Consider the following 17,282-nt stretch of genomic DNA (forward strand, 5'->3'; position numbering starts at 1 on the left):
AGTGGTCTCCTACGTTCAGCGGCGCGCGTCTGTCTGAACGAAGAGCACACCGAGGAATTGACCCTGGCTTTCGCCCGTGAACCTGAAGCTCAGGCTGCGGGCACCACCGGACAGGGCGGGACTCAGGTCGAACACGTCCGCGTCATATCCGAGATTATTCATATGTTCGGGCTGTCGCACGAACGAGGGATCTCCGAATTCCGTGATCGTGGAATTCATAACATCATTAAAAGGATTTTCTGCATCGCTGATGTTGACCCGGCGGCCGCTGTCGGAGGTCACGGTGAGTGAGTCACCGAGGGTCCCGCGGTCCCCGTCGTACGCGACCACCCCGGCCTTGCCGGCCGACCCCGCGGCCACGTCCAGACCGGCGATCTCCACCGTCTCGCCGGCCCCCGCGCCGGCGCCCGCGGCGATCGACTCGAAGCCGTCCCACACCGAGATCCGGCGCACCGGCTCCTGCGGGTGCTCGTACGCCACGACCAGCGTCCAGCCGCCCCAGGCACCCACCTCGGAGTGGCCCATCGCGATGTTCAGCTGGGCCACCGTCCACATCCCGGCGCCGCCCTTGCGGACCAGCGGGGTCACGTCGGCCGAGGCCTGGTAGGCATCGCTGCCCGCGTCCGTCCGGTGGCCGATCACCGTGTCGGCGAGGACCTCCTTGTAGGCCCCGCCGGGCTCGGCGACCAGCACCCGGCCGTTGTCCTCCGGCGGTTTCTGCTCGCCCACCCGCAGGTTCCCGCCCCAGTACAGGCGGGCGTACGAGACCTTCGCGCCCTGCGGGACCTTGAGCTCGGCCCGGGTGGAGTTGTAGGTGTCCGGGTCCTTGTCGACCTCGCTGTAGAACATGTCGAAATCGCTGTTGACCCCCGCCGCGCCCTGCTTGACCTCGGCGCACGGCTCGGCGTCCGGCGCCTCCTCACGGCGGCAGGCGATGGAGGAGTTCGAGGCGCGGACCAGTCCGCCGCGCTGGACGGCCTGGTAACGCTGGGCGAAGGGGATCTTGGTCATTTCCCGCGCGGCGGGAGCGGCGGGGCCCGGCGGGGCGGCCGTGGCCCCGGATGCCGTGGGGACGTTCGCCGAAAGTACGAGGCAGGACAGCAGACCGAGCGTGCCGAGGATTCTGCGGGACGAACCCATGACCCTGTCTCCATTTTCGATCAAGGGGACAAAACAGGAGTGAACTTTGTCAGAAATCAGGCGGGAAATCACGCCGGACTCGCTCGTACGGCCTTTTGGGCGATAACACGCACCCTCGCAGGCGGCGGGTCGTTATGCGGTGCACCATTGTTCGAACCGAAAGGAAAAACGGAGATGAAGAAGAGGCTGATGCGCGCCACCACTCTGGCGGTCGCCGGCGCTGCGGCGCTGATGGGCGGCGCGGGCCTCGCCTCCGCGGACTCGGCGGCGCAGGGTCTCGCGGCGGGTTCCCCCGGCGTGGCGAGCGGCAACCTGGTCCAGGTCCCGGTCAACGTCCCCGTGAACGTCTGCGGCCTCACGGTCAACGTGATCGGCGCGCTGAACCCGGCGTTCGGCAACACCTGCATCAACGCCTGACCGCCCGTCCTACCGTCCGACCGTCAGCCCAAACGTCAATCGGATCGCTCGAAACCAAGGCATCCGGGTGAAGGCACGCAACCCGAACGCGGGCCCCGCCGTTGATCCGGGTGCTCCACTACCGGGCAATCCAGCAAAAAAGGGACGACAATGATCAAGAAGATGATGGCCACTGCGGCTGCCGCAGCCTCGGTCGTGGGCATCGGTGCCGCCATGGCCCCGCAGGCGATGGCCATCGGCAACGACAACGGCATCAACACCGTCAACGGCAACGGCGCCTCGCAGATCTACGGCAACCAGGCCACCTACGGCAACATGAGCCCCCAGATGGCGCTCATCCAGGGCTCGTTCAACAAGCCCTGCATCGCGCTGCCGGCCAAGGTCAACGCCCAGTCGATCCTCGCGCTCGTCAACGTCGGCGTCCAGGACATCCCGATCCTGTCCAACCCGATGAACCAGCAGTGCACCGAGAACTCCACCCAGGCCAAGGGCGACGAGCCGCTCTCGCACATCCTGGACAACATCCCGGTCCTCTCGGGCAACGCCTCCGCCGGCAGCTGACCGCAGCCCGCGCAAGCGAGGCCGCCGCACCCTCCGGGTCGCGGCGGCCTCGCCGCTTCTCCCCACCGCTCGGCCGCAGCACCCGACTGCGCCGCAATGAGCGCGTAAATCCGCCGCGAATTCCTGGCGGCGTACGCGCGGGTGAATTACGGAGCCACCCGCAAAAATCTCCGGTTTCTTTTCACGGACCCACTCGTTGTTATTTCTGCAGTGGACACGCCCCTGCGGGAAGGATCGAAAACAAATGACGTACAAGAAGGCAGTGGTGCTGGCCGCCGGCGCTCTCATGGCCGCCGGTGCCGCCTCGCCCGCCATGGCCGACTCGGTCGCCGACGGCCAGGCCATCGGCTCCCCCGGCGTGCTCTCCGGCAACCTGGTCCAGGTTCCGGTGCACGTCCCGGTCAACGTCTGCGGCAACACCGTCAACGTGATCGCCGCGCTGAACCCCACGTTCGGCAACACCTGCGTCAACGCCTGACGAAGCGCCTGCCCGCAAGGGCAAACCTCCTCGGGGTGGCCTCGGAGTGCACGGCGGTGCACTCCGGGGCCACCTTCGATCAGCACCGGCGGGAGAGCCGGTAGACAGGGAAGGACCCATGCGACAGGTACTGAGCCGACAGGTACTGGGCAAGGGGGTGCTCACGGCGGCGGCCGCCTCGAGCCTGCTGTCGATCGCGACCGGCGCGGCCTACGCGCACTCGGGGGCGATGGCCGAGGCCTCGCATTCGCCGGGTGTGCTGTCCGGCAACAGCGTCTCGGTACCGATCACCCTCTCGCCGAACGTCTGCGGCAACAGCGTGGACGGCGGAGCGGCGCTCAACCCCGCGATGGGGAACACGTGCGCCACCACGACCGGCTCGGACGCGCACCACTCCGACCGGGACTACGAGCGCTACCTCAGCCCCGAACGCTCCGAGGCCATCGAGCGCTACCTAGAGGAGCACCAGCGCGGCCGGCACGCGCTGCCGGAGCAGCGCCGCGAAGAGCCCAGCCGCGAGGAGCCCCGCCACGAGGGGGCCCGCCACGAGGGGGCCCGCCGCCCTGCGCCCCGGCACGCGGCCCCCCGGTACGAGGAGCCGCGCGACGAGGGCGGCTACGGCGGATCGGACGAGTCGAGCAGCTCCGGCGGCTACGGCGGATCGGACGAGTCGAGCAGCTCCGGCGGGTACGGAGGCTCGGACGAGAAGGAGTGCGACGACCATCCGCACGCCCTCCCGGCCCCGGCCCCGGTGGCCCACCCCGCTCCCCCGGCGCCCGAGCGGCCGCAGCCGCGGCCCCACCCCGCGCCGAAGCCCATCCCCCACCCGGCCCCGAAGCCCCCGGTCCACGAGGTACCCGCGCCGCCGCAGCCCGCGCCGGAGCCGGCCCCGGCCCCGGTGCCCCTGCCGGCCCCGGTCCACGAGGCGCCCGTACCGCTTCCCGCGCCGGCTCCGGGGCCCGCCCCGGTGGCGGAGGCGCCCCGGCCGCTTCCGGCTCCCGCGCCGGTCGCCCAGGAGGCCCCCGCACCGGCGCCGCCGCGCGGCAGCCAGTTCGTGGAGCACCCGGCTCCGGCACCGGCGCCCGAGGCCGTCCGTCCCGCCGACCAGCCGCCGGCCGCCCCCGCCGGTGACACCCCGATCCACCTGGCTCCGGCGCCCGCACCGGCACCGCTCCCGGTGACGCCGGCGGCTCCGGCCCCCGTACCCGTACCCGCTCCGGCACCCGCCCCCGCGCAGGTGTCCGCGCCGGCGCTCGCCGAGACCGGCGCGGGTCAGCCGGGTGCGGCGGCGGCCCTCGCCTCGGCGCTGATCCTGGGCGGCGCCATTCTGTACCGGAGGTCCCGGATCGCCTGACCGGCAATGCCGGTAATCGGAAGAAATATCGGCCGGAGAATCCCTCGTCGGATTCTCCGGCCGTTGCCGTACGCGTTTCCGGAGCGGCGGGGAATCGTTACGCAGGGCGAAAGCGGCGCGACGGTCGCCGCCGACGCCTCTGTCCACGAAAGAAGAGGATTTCGATAATGAAGCTCACGAAGGTCGCCGCGGTCATCGCCGGCTCCGTTGCCGCGCTCGGCGCCGCTGCTCCCGCCTTCGCGGCCGCCGCGCCGGCCGCGATGCCCCCCATGAGTCTCACGGGCGGAGCCACCGAAGCCGTCAACTCGCTCGCCCCGGTCACCGAGTCGCTCCCGCAGACCCTGAACAACGGGGTGGCCGAGCAGGGCGAGACCGTCACCAAGGTCGTGGACACCGCGCAGCGCGTCAACAAGGTCCGCAACGATGCGCCGGGCGAGGTGCTCAAGGTGGCGGACGGGGCCACGCAGGTGTCCCCGCTGCTCGGCGGTGTGAAGCTCAACGGCGGGGCCCACTGAGCCGGTCGGGTCCCCCGCCCCCGCCCCGGCGGGATCCGCGGGAGCAAAAAAGCCGTGGGCGCCACCGGCGAGGCCGGTGGCGCCCACAGTCAGGTGCGCCGACTGACGTCAGTCGTTGACGCAGACGTTGCCGAACGCGGGGTTCAGCAGGGCGATCACGTTGACGGTGTTGCCGCAGACGTTGACCGGAACGTGAACCGGGACCTGGACCAGGTTGCCCGAGAGGACACCGGGGGAGCCCACGGCCGCGCCCTCGGCCGACGAGTCGGCCATGGCGGAGCCGGCGGCACCGGCCGCAACGAGACCGGCGGAGGCCAGGACCAGGGCGGCCTTCTTGGCAGAGTTCATGGGAAGTGCACCTTCTGTTCGATGTTCTGCCCCGACGCGGGGCTCACACCGAGCGAAACGGTCCGGCTTCCCGGATGACACGGCCTCGCGCGCAATCAGACCTGTTCAGCTCAATAGTCGTAACCGCGTGCGGTTTTCGGGCCGTCCTCTGCTATAGCGCCCGCCCGCTACGGGAGGCCGGGGACCTCCGGCACGAGCTCCACCGGCATCAGGACCGGGCCGGCCGGCTTGACCGGTGCCGGCTTGACCACGACCGGCTTCGCCGGGACGGCCGGCGCTGCGGGCACCACGGGTACCGCGGGCACCGCGGGCACTACCGGCGCTGCGGGTACGGCCGGAACCGCCGGTACCGCCGGCTTGGAGACGGGGGCGGCCGGCTTGGAGACGGGGACGTCGGGGATCTCCGGAATCGCGGGGATCTCCGGAATCGAGGGAATCGAGGGAATCTCCGGGATCTCCGGGATCTCGGGGACGGAAGGGATCGGCAGCGCCGGGACGTCCGGGATCGCCGGGAGGTTCGGCAGGGTCGGCAGCTTGATCGGCGGGAGCGTCACCCCGGGCAGGAGCGTCTCGAGGGACTTGGTGACTCCGTCGAGGATCGCGGAGATCTGCGCGAGGAGGTCGTCGAGCAGGCCGGCCGCCGCCACGCGGCGGTCGATCTGCTGCTGGGCGGCCGCGACTCGTTTCCTGGCGGCGGCGGCCGTGTCACCGTCCGCGGCGCCCGCGGGGGCGGCCGCGCCGAAGAGTATGACGACGGCGAGGGCCGACGGGACGAGGACGCGGATGCGGGACGGCTTCGTGCGGTGCATGGCGGTTCCTTCGGTGGTCGCACAGAGGCGGACCCGAGCGATCCGCTTCCTTACCCACCGTGCGAAGGCCTTCTACGGAGCGCAACCGGATCTTGAACGGCCCGGCCGTCCCTGGGCGCTTCGTACGGGCTTCGCGCACGCGTCCGCAGAAGGCTCACCCGGGGCGGGGAAATCCTCGGGCCGAGCGGGCCGTTTGAGTGAAGCAGCGGAACCAACCCCCGGGAAGGGCAGTTGACCAGGGCGCTCCACTAGCGGGCACTCGTGCGACAAAAGGACCAATGATGCTCAAGAAGATCATGACTGCTGCCGCGGTCACCGCCGCCGCCGTCGGCGCGGGCGCTGCTGTTGCGGCCCCGGCCATGGCCATTGGCAACGACAACGGGATCAACACCGTCAACGGCAACGGCGCCTCGCAGATCTACGGCAACCAGAAGACCGAAGGCCCGATGAGCCCGCAGCTCAGCCTGGTCCAGGGCACCCTCAACAAGCCCTGCATCGGCCTGCCGGTCAAGGTCAACGCGCAGTCGATCCTCGCGGCCCTGAACGTCGGCGTCCAGGACATCAACGTCCTGTCCAACCCGATGAACCAGCAGTGCACCGAGAACTCCACCCAGGCCAAGGGCGACGAGCCGCTCTCGCACATCCTGGACAACATCCCGGTCCTGTCGGGCAACGCCTCCGTCGGCAGCTGATCTCCGCTCCCTGCTCTTCCGAGGTCCGGGCCCCTTGCGCCCGTGGAGCGATGTGACGAGGGCCCCGGCAGCGTCCAGCTGCCGGGGCCCTCGGGCGTGCCGGGCGGTGACGCTCACCCGGTCCAGAACTCCCACCACCGGGTGAGGACCAGCATCCCGATCACACCGATGTGCAGGGCGGGCGGGGCCCAGCCGAACTCGGCGAAGAAGGTCCGTACGGGGCCGGGCGCGGGCAGCGCACCCGTACGGACGTTGTACGCGGTGACCGCCCAGAACATCAGCAGGGTGGCCGCCCAGGTCAGACAGCACCACAGGCAGAGCGCGTTGATCTCGTACAGGGACTGGACCATCAGCCAGGTGCAGAAGCCGACTCCGAAGAGCATCCCGGCGTTCAGTCCCAGCCAGAACCAGCCGCGGTAGCGGGCGCCGGCCAGCAGGCCCGCGCCGACGCACACGACGGCCCCGAACGCGACGAGCCCGAGTAGGGGGTTGGGGAAGCCGAAGGCCGCCGCCTGGTCGCTCTTCATGACGCTGCCGCAGGAGACCACCGGGTTCAGACTGCAGGCGGGCTTGAAGTCCGGGTCCTCCAGCAGGAGGAACTTGTCGAGGGTGATCACCCAGGAGGCCAGCACCCCGGCGGCCCCGGTGAGCGCCAGCAGCCAGGCCAACGCCCGCGGGCCGGCCTCCGGTTCGCCCTCGTGTCTGCTGTGGGGCAGCCCCTGCTGGCGGGGAAGGCCCACTGTTTTCGTTGCCATACGGGCCATGTTCCCGCGCTCCGGCACAGACCCGGGCGAACCATGCTCATCCCGGGACAAGTTGACCTGAAGGGATGGCGGGAACCCCTGATGCTTCCCGGACGTTTTACCGAACCCCGGACGTGATGTCAGAGCCAGGGGCTACGTTGAGCTTCCGCGAAGTCACAAGCTGCGACGGCCTGGAGACCCACCTTGAGCGATCCGCACGAGACAACCGAGGCGCACCTCGAGCGACTCCTGGGCCGCGCCCTCAACTCTTTCGACCTGCCGGACCGGTTGGTCGAGCGCCTCGGCACGGCGCTCGCCCACAGCTCCTCGCTGTACGCCACCCACCACAGCCCGGCGGCGGGCCTGTGGCGGGAGACCCACCGGCACACGTACCTGCTGGCCGACGGTGAATCGGCCTCCCTGTGGGAGCTGGTGTACCGGCTGGTGGGCGACCGGACGATCCGGCACGAGGTCTTCGTGAGCAAGGCGGAGGCCTGCCTGGCCGTGGCCCGGCTGTTCGGCGAGGCCCCGGCGGAGGCGGCTTTCGACCCGGCGCTGGATCCGGCGCTCGCCGCCGCCGAGGAGGAGCCGGACACCGATGTGGCGGCGCTGAGCGCGCTGTTCGCGGCGAGCACACCGGCGCGGCGGCGCCGGGAGTACGCGGTGGAGGAGTCCGCCGACCACGCCCGCCGGGTGCTGCGGCGGGCGGAGAACCCGGACCGGCCCGGCGAGGGGACGGCGGTGCTGCTGAGGTCGGCGTACGCGCACCAGATCACCCAGGCGTTCGGCACCCGGCCGTTCACGGCGGACGGGCGGGGCACCGGCTTCAACCTGTACGAGCACTCGTTCGTGTTATCGGACGGGAGCGAGCTCAGCCTGTGGGAGGTCGAGCACACGGCGACGCCTGACGGGCGGCACATGTGCGAGGTGTACGAGAGCGAGGCGGCCGCCCGCGGGGCGATGGAGCTGCGCGCGCGGGTGAGGTGACGGCTTCCCGGGCGGACGTTCCCTAGGGAAGGGCGGGAGCGGAGAGGCGGAGGCCCGCGGGCGGGTTCCCGGTGATGCGGACCGTCTCCGGGCGCAGGTCCGCGGGGGTCGGCATGGCGCTGCCGGGGAGCTGGACGGCGGCCGCGCCGTGGGCCAGGGCCGAGGCGAGGGCCTTGGGTCCGGTCCCGCCCGCGATGAGGAAGCCGGCCAGGGAGGCGTCGCCCGCCCCGACGTCGCTGCGGACTGCGGCCACGGGGGCCGTGCCGTGGAAGGTGCCCTCGGCGCTCACCAGGAGCTGGCCGTCCGCGCCGAGCGAGGCCAGCACCGCGCCCGCGCCCCGGGAGCGGAGCTCCTGGGCCGCCCGGGTGACCTCGCCGAGGGTGGCGAGCGGGCGGCCGACCGCGCGGGCCAGCTCCGAGGCGTTGGGCTTGACCAGGTCCGGGCGGGCCGGCAGGGCGGCGGTCAGCGCCGGGCCCGAGGTGTCGAGGGCGACCCGGGCGCCGGCTTCGCGGGCGCGGGCGACCAGGTCGGCGTACCACTCGGGTGCGAGGCCGCGCGGGAGGCTGCCGCAGGCCGCGATCCAGTCGGGGTGGCCGGCGGCGGTGCGGACGGTCTCCAGCAGGAGGGCCGATTCCTCCGCGGTGAGTTCGGGGCCGGGCGCGTTGATCTTGGTGAGGGTGCCGTCCGGTTCGACGAGCGCGATGTTGGAGCGGGTCTGGCCGGCGACCGTCACCGCCGTGACGTCCACGCCCTGTACGCCCAGCAGTTCGGCGATCAGCGCGCCCGGGGCGCCGCCCAGCGGGAGGACCGCCGTCGTGAGGACTCCCGCGGCGGCCACCGCGCGGGAGACGTTGACCCCCTTGCCCCCGGGGTCGACGCGGTCGCCGGTGGCGCGCAGCACCGCACCGCGCACCAGCGGGGGGACCTCGTAGGTCCGGTCGAGGGAGGGGTTCGGGGTGACGGTGAGGATCATACGAGCACGACTTCCGTACCGGCGGCCTCGATGGCCGCCTGCTGGGCAGGGGCGAGCCCCTGGTCGGTGATCAGGAGGTCCACGTCCGCGAAGGAGCCGAAGCGCGCGAAGTGCTCCTGGCCTGCTTTCGAGGAGTCGGCGAGCAGTACCACCCGGCGGGCGGCTGCCATCGCGGCCCGCTTGACGGCGGCCTCCGCGAGGGCGGGGGTGAAGAGGCCGTGCTCCGAGAAGCCGTTCGCGGCGAGGAAGGCGACGTCGGCGCGGATCTCCGCGTAGGCGCGCAGGGCCCAGGCGTCGACGGCGGCCCGGGTGCGGTGGCGGACGCGGCCGCCGACGAGGTGGAGGTCGATGCCGGCGTGGTCGGCGAGCCGGGCGGCGACGGGCAGCGCGTGGGTGACCACGGTGAGCGCGGAGTCGACGGGGACGGCGGCGGCGAGGCGGCCGACGGTGCTGCCCGCGTCGAGGACGATGCTCCCGCCCTCGGGGAGTTCGGCGAGGGCGGCGGCCGCGATGCGCTCCTTCTCGTCGGCGCGGGTGGCCTCGCGTTCGGCGAGGTCCGGTTCGAAGTCGAGGCGGCCGGCCGGGATGGCCCCGCCGTGCACGCGGCGGACCAGGCCGGCCCGGTCCAGGGCCTTGAGGTCGCGGCGTACGGTCTCGGCGGTGACCTGGAAGCGGTCGGCGAGGGAGAGGACGTCGATGCGGCCCGCCTCGCGGGCGAGCCGGAGGATCTCCTGCCGGCGTTCCGGTCCGTACATGTTGATTCGCGTCCGTTTCTGCGGATTTGGCCCCACTGTACGCCGATATCAGGCCAGACCAAAGCAAACGGGCATGTCCGCCAACAGAAGCGGACATGCCCGTCAGGCAGGCGCGGGAGCCGGTCAGCCGGCCGGGACCGCCTCCGGCGTCGCCGGGGCGTCCTGCGTGCCGCCCTCGCGCTCGTCCATCGGGATCTGCTTGCGCGGCAGCACGAACATCACCGCGAAGATCACGACGAGCACCGCCACGACCCACCACAGCGCGCCGCGGAAGGCTTCGACGTACGGGACACCGAAGATCCTGTCGTCCTCGATCGACCCGAAGAAGACGACGGAGGTCAGGGCGAGGCCGAGCGCGTTGCCCATCTGGCCGGTGGTGTTGATCAGACCGGAGGCCGAACCGGCGTGCTCGCGCGGCACCTGGGACAGGATGGTGTCGTTCAGCGGGGCGACGATCAGGCCCATGCCGAGGCCCATGACGACCAGCGGGGCGGCCATCTGCCAGGAGACGATCTCCATGCCGTAGCGCTGCGACTCCCAGATGTAGAGGAGCAGGCCCGCGGCCATGACCAGCGCGCCGGCCTGGAGCACCTTGCGGCCGAAGCGCGGGACCAGCTTCTCGACCGAGAGGCCGGCGGCGACGGAGACGGCGATGGAGAAGGGGATGCCGGTGCTGCCCGCGTGCAGGGGGGTCCAGCCGAGGCCCATCTGCATGTAGAGCGTCCAGACCAGGAAGAAGATGCCGGTGGCCAGGCCGAAGGCCAGCTGGACCGCGATGCCGCCGGCGAAGCTCTTGACCTTGAAGAGGGAGAGCTCGACGAGTGGGGAGCCGTCCTTCTTGATCTTGTACTTCTCGTACGCGATGAAGGCGGCGAAGACGAGCGGCGACGCGATCATGCAGACGAAGCCCCACAGCGGCCAGCCGTTCTCCCGGCCCTGGGTGAGCGGGAAGATCAGCAGGACCAGTGCGGCGGTGGCGAGCACGACGCCGACCAGGTCCAGGCGCAGCGCCTGGGGAGCCTTGGACTCGGAGATGAACTTGCGGCCCAGGATGACGGCCGCGATGCCGACGGGCAGGTTGATCAGGAAGATCGTGCGCCATTCGAGGCCGAACAGGTTCCACTCGGTGAGCAGCGCGCCGAGCATCGGCCCCGAGACCGCACCGAGGCCGACGATCGCGCCGAACATGCCGAAGACCTTGCCGCGCTCCTGCGGCGGGAAGGTGACGTGGATGATCGCCAGGACCTGCGGGACCATCATCGCCGCCATGCCGCCCTGGAGGAGGCGGGAGGCCACGAGCATGGCGGGATCGGCCGCGATGCCGCAGAGCAGCGAGGCGGCGGTGAAGCCGGCGACACCCACGAGGAAGAGGCGCTTGCGGCCGAAGATGTCACCGAGACGGCCGCCGGTGATCAGGCCGGCGGCGAAGGCGAGCGCGTAGCCCGCGGTGATCCACTGGATCGCGCTGGTCGAGGCGCCGAAGTCCTGGCGCATGCTGGGTATCGCGATGTTGACGATCGTGACGTCGACCAGGTCCATGAAGGACGCGGTCATCACGATGGCGAGCGCCAGCCAGCGGCGGCGGTCGGTGGGCGGACTGGGTGGCTGGGACGTCTCGGTGGTCATGAGGAGAAACCTAGAGGGCATCTAGGTCGGTTAGTGTCCTATTTCCCAGGCAATCTGGAGAGCATGACCGACACCCCGGCACGGCTGCTGACCCTGCTCTCCCTGCTTCAGACCCCGCGCGAATGGCCCGGGAGCGAGCTGGCGGAGCGGCTGCGGGTGAGCCCGCGCACGATCCGGCGCGACATCGAGCGGCTGCGGGAGCTGGGGTACCCGGTGGAGGCCACGCTGGGCGCGGAGGGCGGGTACCGGCTGGTGGCGGGGGCCGCGATGCCGCCCCTGCTGCTGGACGACGAGGAGGCGGTGGCGATCGCGGTGGGGCTGCGGGCGGGCGCCGGCCACGCGATCGAGGGGGTGGAGGAGGCCTCCGTACGGGCCCTCGCGAAGCTGGAACAGGTCCTGCCGGGGCGGCTGCGGCGCCGGGTGGGCGCGCTGCAGTCGGCCACGGTCGCGGTGACCCGCGGGGACGGGGCCAGCATCGACCCGCGCACGCTGACCACGATCGCGGCGGCGGTGGCGGGGCCGGAGCGGCTGCGGTTCGCGTACCGGGCGCGGGACGGGGCGGACTCCCGGCGGCTGGTCGAGCCGTACCGGCTGGTGAGCACGGGCAGCCGGTGGTACCTGGTCGCGTACGACCTGGACCGGGGGGACTGGCGGACGTTCCGGGTGGACCGGGTGGCGGAGCCGTTCGCCACGGGCGCCCGCTTCGCGCCGCGGGAGCTGCCGATGGACGCGGCGGAGTTCGTACGGCGCGGGCTGCACGGCGGGGAGACGTACGCGGTGGACGTGTCGTTCGCGGCCCCGGCCGAGGTGCTGCCGGGGTGGCTGCGCCAGCATGCCGAGCCCGTGGGCGGGGGCTGCCGGGTGCGGTTCTCCAGCGGGGATTCCCCGGAGTGGGTGGCGGCCCGGCTGGCGCTGACCGCGGTCCCCTTCACGGTGCACACCCCGGACTTCCTGGCCGCGGCGGCCCGCGCGCTGGCGTCCCGGCTCACCGCGGCCGTGCCCGCGCAGGGGTGAGTACGGGGAAACAGGGGGGAGTGCGGGGAAAGGGGAGCCCCCGGCGCCTGGGGGGGTAGGCACCGGGGGCTCGTTCTTGGGGGGCGCGGGTCAGGCCACCGCGTCGAAGCCCGTGTCGCGGGCCATCCGCTTCAGCTCCAGCAGGGCGTGCTTCTCGATCTGGCGGATCCGCTCGCGGGTCAGGCCGTGCTGCTTGCCGACCTCGGTCAGGGTCCGCTCGCGGCCGTCGTCGATGCCGTACCGCATCTTGATGATCGAGGCCGTGCGCTGGTCCAGCTTGCCCAGCAGGTCCTCCAGCTCCTCGCTGCGCAGGAGCGACAGGACGGACTGCTCCGGGGAGATCGCGGAGGTGTCCTCCAGCAGGTCGCCGAACTGCGTCTCGCCCTCGTCGTCCACGGACATGTTCAGACTGACCGGATCGCGCGCCCAGTCCAGTACGTCGCCCACGCGCTTCTCCGTCGAGTCCAGCTCGGCGGCGATCTCGGCGTGCTCCGGGTCCCGGCCGTTCTCGCGGTTGAACTCGCGCTGGACGCGGCGGATCCGGCCGAGCTCCTCGACCAGGTGGACGGGGAGGCGGATGGTGCGGGACTGGTCGGCGATGGAGCGGGTGATGGCCTGGCGGATCCACCACGTGGCGTACGTGGAGAACTTGAAGCCCTTGGCGTAGTCGAACTTCTCGACGGCGCGCACCAGGCCGGCGTTGCCCTCCTGGATCAGGTCGAGCAGGGGCAGGCCGCTGCGCGGGTAGCGGCGGGCGACGGCCACGACGAGGCGCAGGTTGGAGCGGATGAAGATCTCCTTGGCCCGCTCCCCCTCCGCGGCCAGCGCTTCCAGCTCCTCGCGCGCCGGGCTCTCGCCCTCGCGCTCTATCTCGCCGTCGAGGATCTGCTGGGCGTACACGCCCGCCTCGATGATCTGCGAGAGCTCCACTTCCTTGGCCGCGTCGAGCAGCGGGGTACGCGCGATCTCGTCCAGGTACATGCCCACCAGGTCGCGGTCGGCGATCTCCCCGCCCACAGCGCGGGCGCTGCCCCTGGACTGACGACGGGCGACGGCGCGGGTTGCCATGCGTGCTCCCTTGCAATGAGTTAGGTCGCGGTGCGGCTGCTGGAACGCGGCTCCGCGTCCCTGGACACTCTCCCGAGTGCCCGCTTCCGAAGGAAACAACGACTGGAATCGGGACAGAATTCCCACGCTGGTCCCTCTTTTTGGGGATCTTGCAGTATCCTGCCCCGCCACCGCGCTCACGTGACCGTCGTCACACTCCGCGGTGCGTGCCGTGGCTGCACGCTCCGCCTTTGAAGACGGCCCCCGCCCGCTTCTGGTTGCCTGGCCCGGCCGGCGAATCGCTTGATACGCGACAACCGGCCCATCCACCCCAAACCGACGCCCCTCCCGCACCCCCGCCTCACCCGTCCGAATGAGAGGCGGGCATATCCCTGCGGCATGGTCGGGGGCTCTTGGCTTCCGGAGAGTCGCTTGTGCCGCCCGGCCGGCGACGCCCAGACTGAGAGGAGGTGCTGCACCATGACCGCTCTCGCACACGAGACGCTGGAGGCCGTAATGCCGAAGGTCACGACGTCCCCGTCCGATCAGGACGAGGCCGTGTGGCAGTCATGGAAAGCCATGGACCCCCCCGAGGGCTATCACGCCGAGATCGTCGAGGGGTTCATCGAGGTGTCGCCCACGGGTCGCTTGTCCCACAGCGGGATCGCCAACCGCCTGCGCCGGAGCTTGGACAGGTTCCTGGATCGGAGCGAGTTCGCGGCGCACCAGGACACGAACGTGATCCATGACCGGAGAGCCTGGATCCCCGACGTCCTGGTCGCACCCGAAGACCTGGAGGAACACGGCAGTGAGGACGGGATCGGCGTCAAGGCGTCCGCCGTCCACGTGATCATCGAGGTGGTCTCCCCAGGCCACGACAACATCACGCGCGACCGCACCCGCAAGCGGCGCGAGTACGCGCGCGCGGGGATTGCGGTCTACGTGCTCATCGACGACTACGACGCGGGCGGCACCGTCACCGTGCTGAGCGCGCCCGACCCCGAGAGCGCCGTCTACCAGGACGAGGTCAGGGCCTCCTACGGAACCGGCGCCACCATCCCTTCGGGGCCCGCCAAGGGGTTCACCATCGGCGAGGACGTCACCGGGCCCGGCGGGACGGGCTGAACGCGGACAAAAAGACCGGCCCCGTGCCGTTCGCATCCGAACGGCACGGGGCCATCAGTCATTCCCGGGGTTCCCCGAGCCGCGTCAGTGGGCGATCACCGGGATCTTCACCTCGGCGTCCGCGCCCGCGCCGTCGCCGGAGGCGACCGGGCCGCCGGCGCCCGGCCGGCCCGTGTTGATCAGCGTCAGGGCAATGGCGGAGCTGGCGACGAGGATGCCGACCGCCCACCAGATGGCGGAGGAGTAGCCCTCGACCATCGCCTGGGCCTGGATCAGCTTCGCCGCCGGGCCGCCCGCAGCGGCCTCGGCCGCGTGGTCGGTCAGGTACGCGGTGGTCGCCGAGGCGGCAATCGTGTTCAGCAGGGCGGTGCCGATGGCGCCGCCCACCTGCTGCGAGGTGTTGACCATGGCGGAGGCGACACCGGCGTCGGCCGGGTTCACCCCGTGCGTGGCCAGCGACATGGCCGGCATGAACGCCGTACCCATGCCCAGGCCCAGCAGCAGCTGCGCCGGCAGGATCAGCGCCGGGTACGAGGACCCGACCTCGAGCTGGGTCAGCAGCAGCATGCCGGTGGCGGCGAGCAGGAAGCCCGGGCCCATCAGCAGCCGGGGCGGGACCCGGGTCATCAGACGGGCGCCGATCTGGGTGGAGCCCGTGATCATGCCCGCGATCATCGGCAGGAAGGCGAAGCCGGTCTTGACCGGCGAGAAGCCCTTGACGACCTGGAGGTAGTACGTGAGGAAGAGGAACAGGCCGAACATCGCGATGACGGCCAGGCCGAGCGAGAGGTAGACACCGCCGCGGTTGCGCTCCAGCAGGACGCGCAGCGGCAGCAGCGGGGACTTCACGCGGGACTCGACGAACACGAAGGCCGCGAGCAGCACCGCCGAGCCGACGAACATGGCCACGGTGACGGCGTCCGACCAGCCGGCCGACTCGGCGCGGGTGAAGCCGTAGACCAGCGCGACGAGGCCGAGCGTGGACAGGACCACGCCGGGGATGTCGAGCGGCGCGCGGTTGCGGCCGCCGGCGGGCTCACGGATGATCATCCACGCACCCATGGCGGCGATGATCGCGAACGGGATGTTGACGAAGAAGGTCCAGCGCCAGTTCAGGTACTCGGTGAGGAAGCCGCCGAGGATCAGGCCGACGGCGCCGCCGCCGCCCGCGATCGCACCGTAGATGCCGAAGGCCTTGGCCCGCTCCTTGGCGTCGGTGAACATGACGGCCAGCAGGGAGAGCGCGGCCGGGGCCAGCAGTGCGCCGAAGGCACCCTGGAGGGCGCGGGCACCGAGCATCATCGCCTCGCCGCCCGCGGCGCCGCCGAGCGCGGAGGCCAGGGCGAAGCCGATGAGGCCGACGATGAAGGCGTTCTTGCGGCCCCACTTGTCGGCGATGCGGCCGCCGAAGAGCAGCAGTCCGCCGAAGGCCAGCGCGTACGCGGTGATGACCCACTGGCGGTTGCCGTCGGAGATGCCGAGGTCGGTCTGGGCGGACGGGAGGGCGATGTTCACGATCGTCGCGTCGAGGACGACCATCAGCTGGGCCAGGGCTATGAAGACGAGTGCCTTCCAGCGACTGGGGTCGGCAGCCAGCGGCGCAGGCGCGGCTGTTTTCGGCATGGGGGTACCCACTTACTGTGCGGAATGACTGAAACGTTATGTTTAAGACGGGTTTACGACGTTAACGGGCGCGACCCGGGGCGTCACATGGTTTTCTGCCTCAGGTCTGCGAGGGTGGCCGCCTCGCCCGGCAGTTCGGAGCGGGCCGGCGCCCGCAATCCGTCCAGGAACAGCTGGAGATGGCGGTGGACGAACCCGTCCACGTCCATGCAGGTGACGCCCGGCAGGGGCCGGCTGAGCTGGGAGAGGGCGACCATCAGGTCGCCGACGCCCACGTCCGTGCGGACCAGCCCGGTCTCCTGGCCCGCGGCCACCAGCGCCTCGACGGCTTCCGCCAAGGCCTCGCGGGCCGCGATGAGTTCGGGGTGCTCGTGGTCGAAGTCCCCCGCGAGCATGGGGCACAGGGCGCCGATCCGCTCGTCCGCCGCGGCGTGCGTGAAGCGGCACAGGGCGGCGAAGGCGTCGGTCTCCTCGGCCAGGGAGTCCTCGGCCTGGACGGTGACCCGGTCCATGACGAAGAGCACGACGTGGTGCACCAAGGCCGCCCGGTCGGGGAAGTGCCGGTAGAGGGTCGCGTTGCCGACGCCCGCCCGGCGGGCGATCTCGTCGAAGGGCGCCGTCGAGCCCTGCTCCACCAGCATCTCGCGCGCCGCCACCAGGATCCGCTCGCGGTTGCGCACGGCGTCCGCGCGCGGCCGCGGGACCCGGGTGGGCGCCGTGGCCGACGGGGCCGCCCGGCCCGCCGAGTCCGCCACGTCCGCCGGACCCGCCAGGTCCGCGGACGGATCCGCCGACGGTTCCGCGGCCGCCTCCGGGGCGGACGGGTCCGCCGCCGAGGTGGTGGGGCGATTCATGCGAGGCCTCCCTGGGCCTGGGTCTCGTACCCGCCCCCCAAACGGGGAGTCGGTCCCCGCTTTGCGGGACTCACGTACAAACGGGGATTGCGTCCCCGGTTATTTCACTCCCTCGTGTGACCCGGGTCACATCGCGGTTCCCGTTCGGACGTACTCGACGCGCGGGCGCGCCGCAGCCGACGGAGGGTGATCGCACAGAGCGCAGTCCGGGCCCGGCCGGC

General features: G+C 71.5%; 19 protein-coding genes. 9 read left to right on the forward strand and 10 right to left on the reverse strand.

The window, feature by feature from the left end:
- Window positions 1-15: 15 nt before the first annotated feature.
- Complete coding sequence (locus ADK52_RS03270) at window positions 16-1,212, reverse strand: DUF3344 domain-containing protein (protein WP_107089956.1); 1,197 nt, start codon at window positions 1,210-1,212, stop codon at window positions 16-18.
- 102 nt (window positions 1,213-1,314) lie between these two features.
- Here ADK52_RS03270 and ADK52_RS03275 point away from each other — a divergent pair, with 102 nt between their 5' ends.
- The 5 genes from ADK52_RS03275 (at window position 1,315) to ADK52_RS03295 (ending at window position 4,465) form a co-directional block, all read left to right on the forward strand.
- Window positions 1,315-1,557 carry a chaplin gene (locus ADK52_RS03275; protein ID WP_107089957.1) on the forward strand — a complete coding sequence of 81 codons (243 nt, stop codon included), beginning with the start codon at window positions 1,315-1,317 and terminating at the stop codon, window positions 1,555-1,557.
- 150 nt (window positions 1,558-1,707) lie between these two features.
- Window positions 1,708-2,118, forward strand: coding sequence for a rodlin (locus tag ADK52_RS03280; RefSeq protein WP_048474569.1), 411 nt, complete (start codon window positions 1,708-1,710; stop codon window positions 2,116-2,118).
- Window positions 2,119-2,362: 244 nt separating this feature from the next.
- Window positions 2,363-2,596, forward strand: coding sequence for a chaplin (locus ADK52_RS03285; RefSeq protein ID WP_053688235.1), 234 nt, complete (start codon window positions 2,363-2,365; stop codon window positions 2,594-2,596).
- A gap of 118 nt (window positions 2,597-2,714) precedes the next feature.
- Window positions 2,715-3,950: a chaplin gene (locus tag ADK52_RS44735; protein ID WP_053688236.1), complete on the forward strand. Its 1,236-nt coding sequence runs from the start codon at window positions 2,715-2,717 to the stop codon at window positions 3,948-3,950.
- 167 nt (window positions 3,951-4,117) lie between these two features.
- The gene (locus tag ADK52_RS03295; protein WP_053688237.1) at window positions 4,118-4,465 is read left to right on the forward strand and encodes a hypothetical protein; all 348 of its coding nucleotides are present in this window, start codon (window positions 4,118-4,120) and stop codon (window positions 4,463-4,465) included.
- Window positions 4,466-4,573: 108 nt separating this feature from the next.
- On the opposite strand, the gene ADK52_RS03300 is transcribed toward ADK52_RS03295, so the two are convergent.
- Complete coding sequence (locus ADK52_RS03300) at window positions 4,574-4,813, reverse strand: chaplin (protein WP_053688238.1); 240 nt, start codon at window positions 4,811-4,813, stop codon at window positions 4,574-4,576.
- A 167-nt stretch (window positions 4,814-4,980) separates the two neighbouring features.
- On the reverse strand, window positions 4,981-5,622 hold the full coding sequence (locus tag ADK52_RS03305; protein WP_053688239.1) for a hypothetical protein: 642 nt from the start codon (window positions 5,620-5,622) through the stop codon (window positions 4,981-4,983).
- Between the two features lie 281 nt (window positions 5,623-5,903).
- On the opposite strand from ADK52_RS03305, the gene ADK52_RS03310 reads away from it, so the two are divergent.
- Window positions 5,904-6,314, forward strand: a complete 411-nt coding sequence (locus ADK52_RS03310; RefSeq protein ID WP_053688285.1) for a rodlin — start codon at window positions 5,904-5,906, stop codon at window positions 6,312-6,314.
- Between the two features lie 113 nt (window positions 6,315-6,427).
- On the opposite strand, the gene ADK52_RS03315 is transcribed toward ADK52_RS03310, so the two are convergent.
- On the reverse strand, window positions 6,428-7,069 hold the full coding sequence (locus tag ADK52_RS03315; RefSeq protein ID WP_053688240.1) for a vitamin K epoxide reductase family protein: 642 nt from the start codon (window positions 7,067-7,069) through the stop codon (window positions 6,428-6,430).
- A 192-nt stretch (window positions 7,070-7,261) separates the two neighbouring features.
- Here ADK52_RS03315 and ADK52_RS03320 point away from each other — a divergent pair, with 192 nt between their 5' ends.
- Window positions 7,262-8,044: a DUF6227 family protein gene (locus ADK52_RS03320; protein WP_053688241.1), complete on the forward strand. Its 783-nt coding sequence runs from the start codon at window positions 7,262-7,264 to the stop codon at window positions 8,042-8,044.
- Window positions 8,045-8,066: 22 nt separating this feature from the next.
- Here the strand turns inward: ADK52_RS03320 and pfkB are convergent, their stop codons facing one another.
- From pfkB to ADK52_RS03335, 3 genes are all read right to left on the reverse strand, one after another.
- Entirely contained in the window at window positions 8,067-9,017 is a 951-nt protein-coding gene (gene pfkB / locus ADK52_RS03325) for a 1-phosphofructokinase (protein ID WP_053688242.1), read from the reverse strand.
- Window positions 9,014-9,772 (reverse strand): DeoR/GlpR family DNA-binding transcription regulator, encoded by a 759-nt coding sequence (locus ADK52_RS03330; RefSeq protein WP_053688243.1) that lies wholly within the window; start codon window positions 9,770-9,772, stop codon window positions 9,014-9,016. Before ADK52_RS03330 ends, pfkB begins: the two co-directional genes overlap by 4 nt.
- 123 nt (window positions 9,773-9,895) lie before the next feature.
- A complete protein-coding gene (locus ADK52_RS03335; protein ID WP_107089958.1) occupies window positions 9,896-11,398 on the reverse strand; it encodes an MFS transporter in 1,503 nt (500 codons plus the stop codon).
- 63 nt (window positions 11,399-11,461) lie between these two features.
- Here ADK52_RS03335 and ADK52_RS03340 point away from each other — a divergent pair, with 63 nt between their 5' ends.
- The gene (locus ADK52_RS03340) at window positions 11,462-12,412 is read left to right on the forward strand and encodes a helix-turn-helix transcriptional regulator (protein ID WP_053688245.1); all 951 of its coding nucleotides are present in this window, start codon (window positions 11,462-11,464) and stop codon (window positions 12,410-12,412) included.
- A gap of 90 nt (window positions 12,413-12,502) precedes the next feature.
- Here ADK52_RS03340 and ADK52_RS03345 read toward each other — a convergent pair whose 3' ends face one another.
- Window positions 12,503-13,480, reverse strand: a complete 978-nt coding sequence (locus tag ADK52_RS03345; RefSeq protein ID WP_053688246.1) for a sigma-70 family RNA polymerase sigma factor — start codon at window positions 13,478-13,480, stop codon at window positions 12,503-12,505.
- Between the two features lie 459 nt (window positions 13,481-13,939).
- Between ADK52_RS03345 and ADK52_RS03350 the strand changes: the two genes are divergently transcribed.
- Window positions 13,940-14,584, forward strand: a complete 645-nt coding sequence (locus ADK52_RS03350) for a Uma2 family endonuclease (RefSeq protein WP_053688286.1) — start codon at window positions 13,940-13,942, stop codon at window positions 14,582-14,584.
- 84 nt (window positions 14,585-14,668) lie between these two features.
- On the opposite strand, the gene ADK52_RS03355 is transcribed toward ADK52_RS03350, so the two are convergent.
- Window positions 14,669-16,207, reverse strand: a complete 1,539-nt coding sequence (locus ADK52_RS03355; protein ID WP_053688247.1) for an MFS transporter — start codon at window positions 16,205-16,207, stop codon at window positions 14,669-14,671.
- An 83-nt stretch (window positions 16,208-16,290) separates the two neighbouring features.
- Window positions 16,291-17,061, reverse strand: a complete 771-nt coding sequence (locus ADK52_RS03360) for a TetR/AcrR family transcriptional regulator (protein WP_078987885.1) — start codon at window positions 17,059-17,061, stop codon at window positions 16,291-16,293.
- Between the last annotated feature and the right edge of the window lie 221 nt (window positions 17,062-17,282).

Origin of the sequence: Streptomyces sp. WM6372, from assembly GCF_001279655.1 — a bacterium.
In the GTDB taxonomy this organism is placed as follows: domain Bacteria; phylum Actinomycetota; class Actinomycetes; order Streptomycetales; family Streptomycetaceae; genus Streptomyces.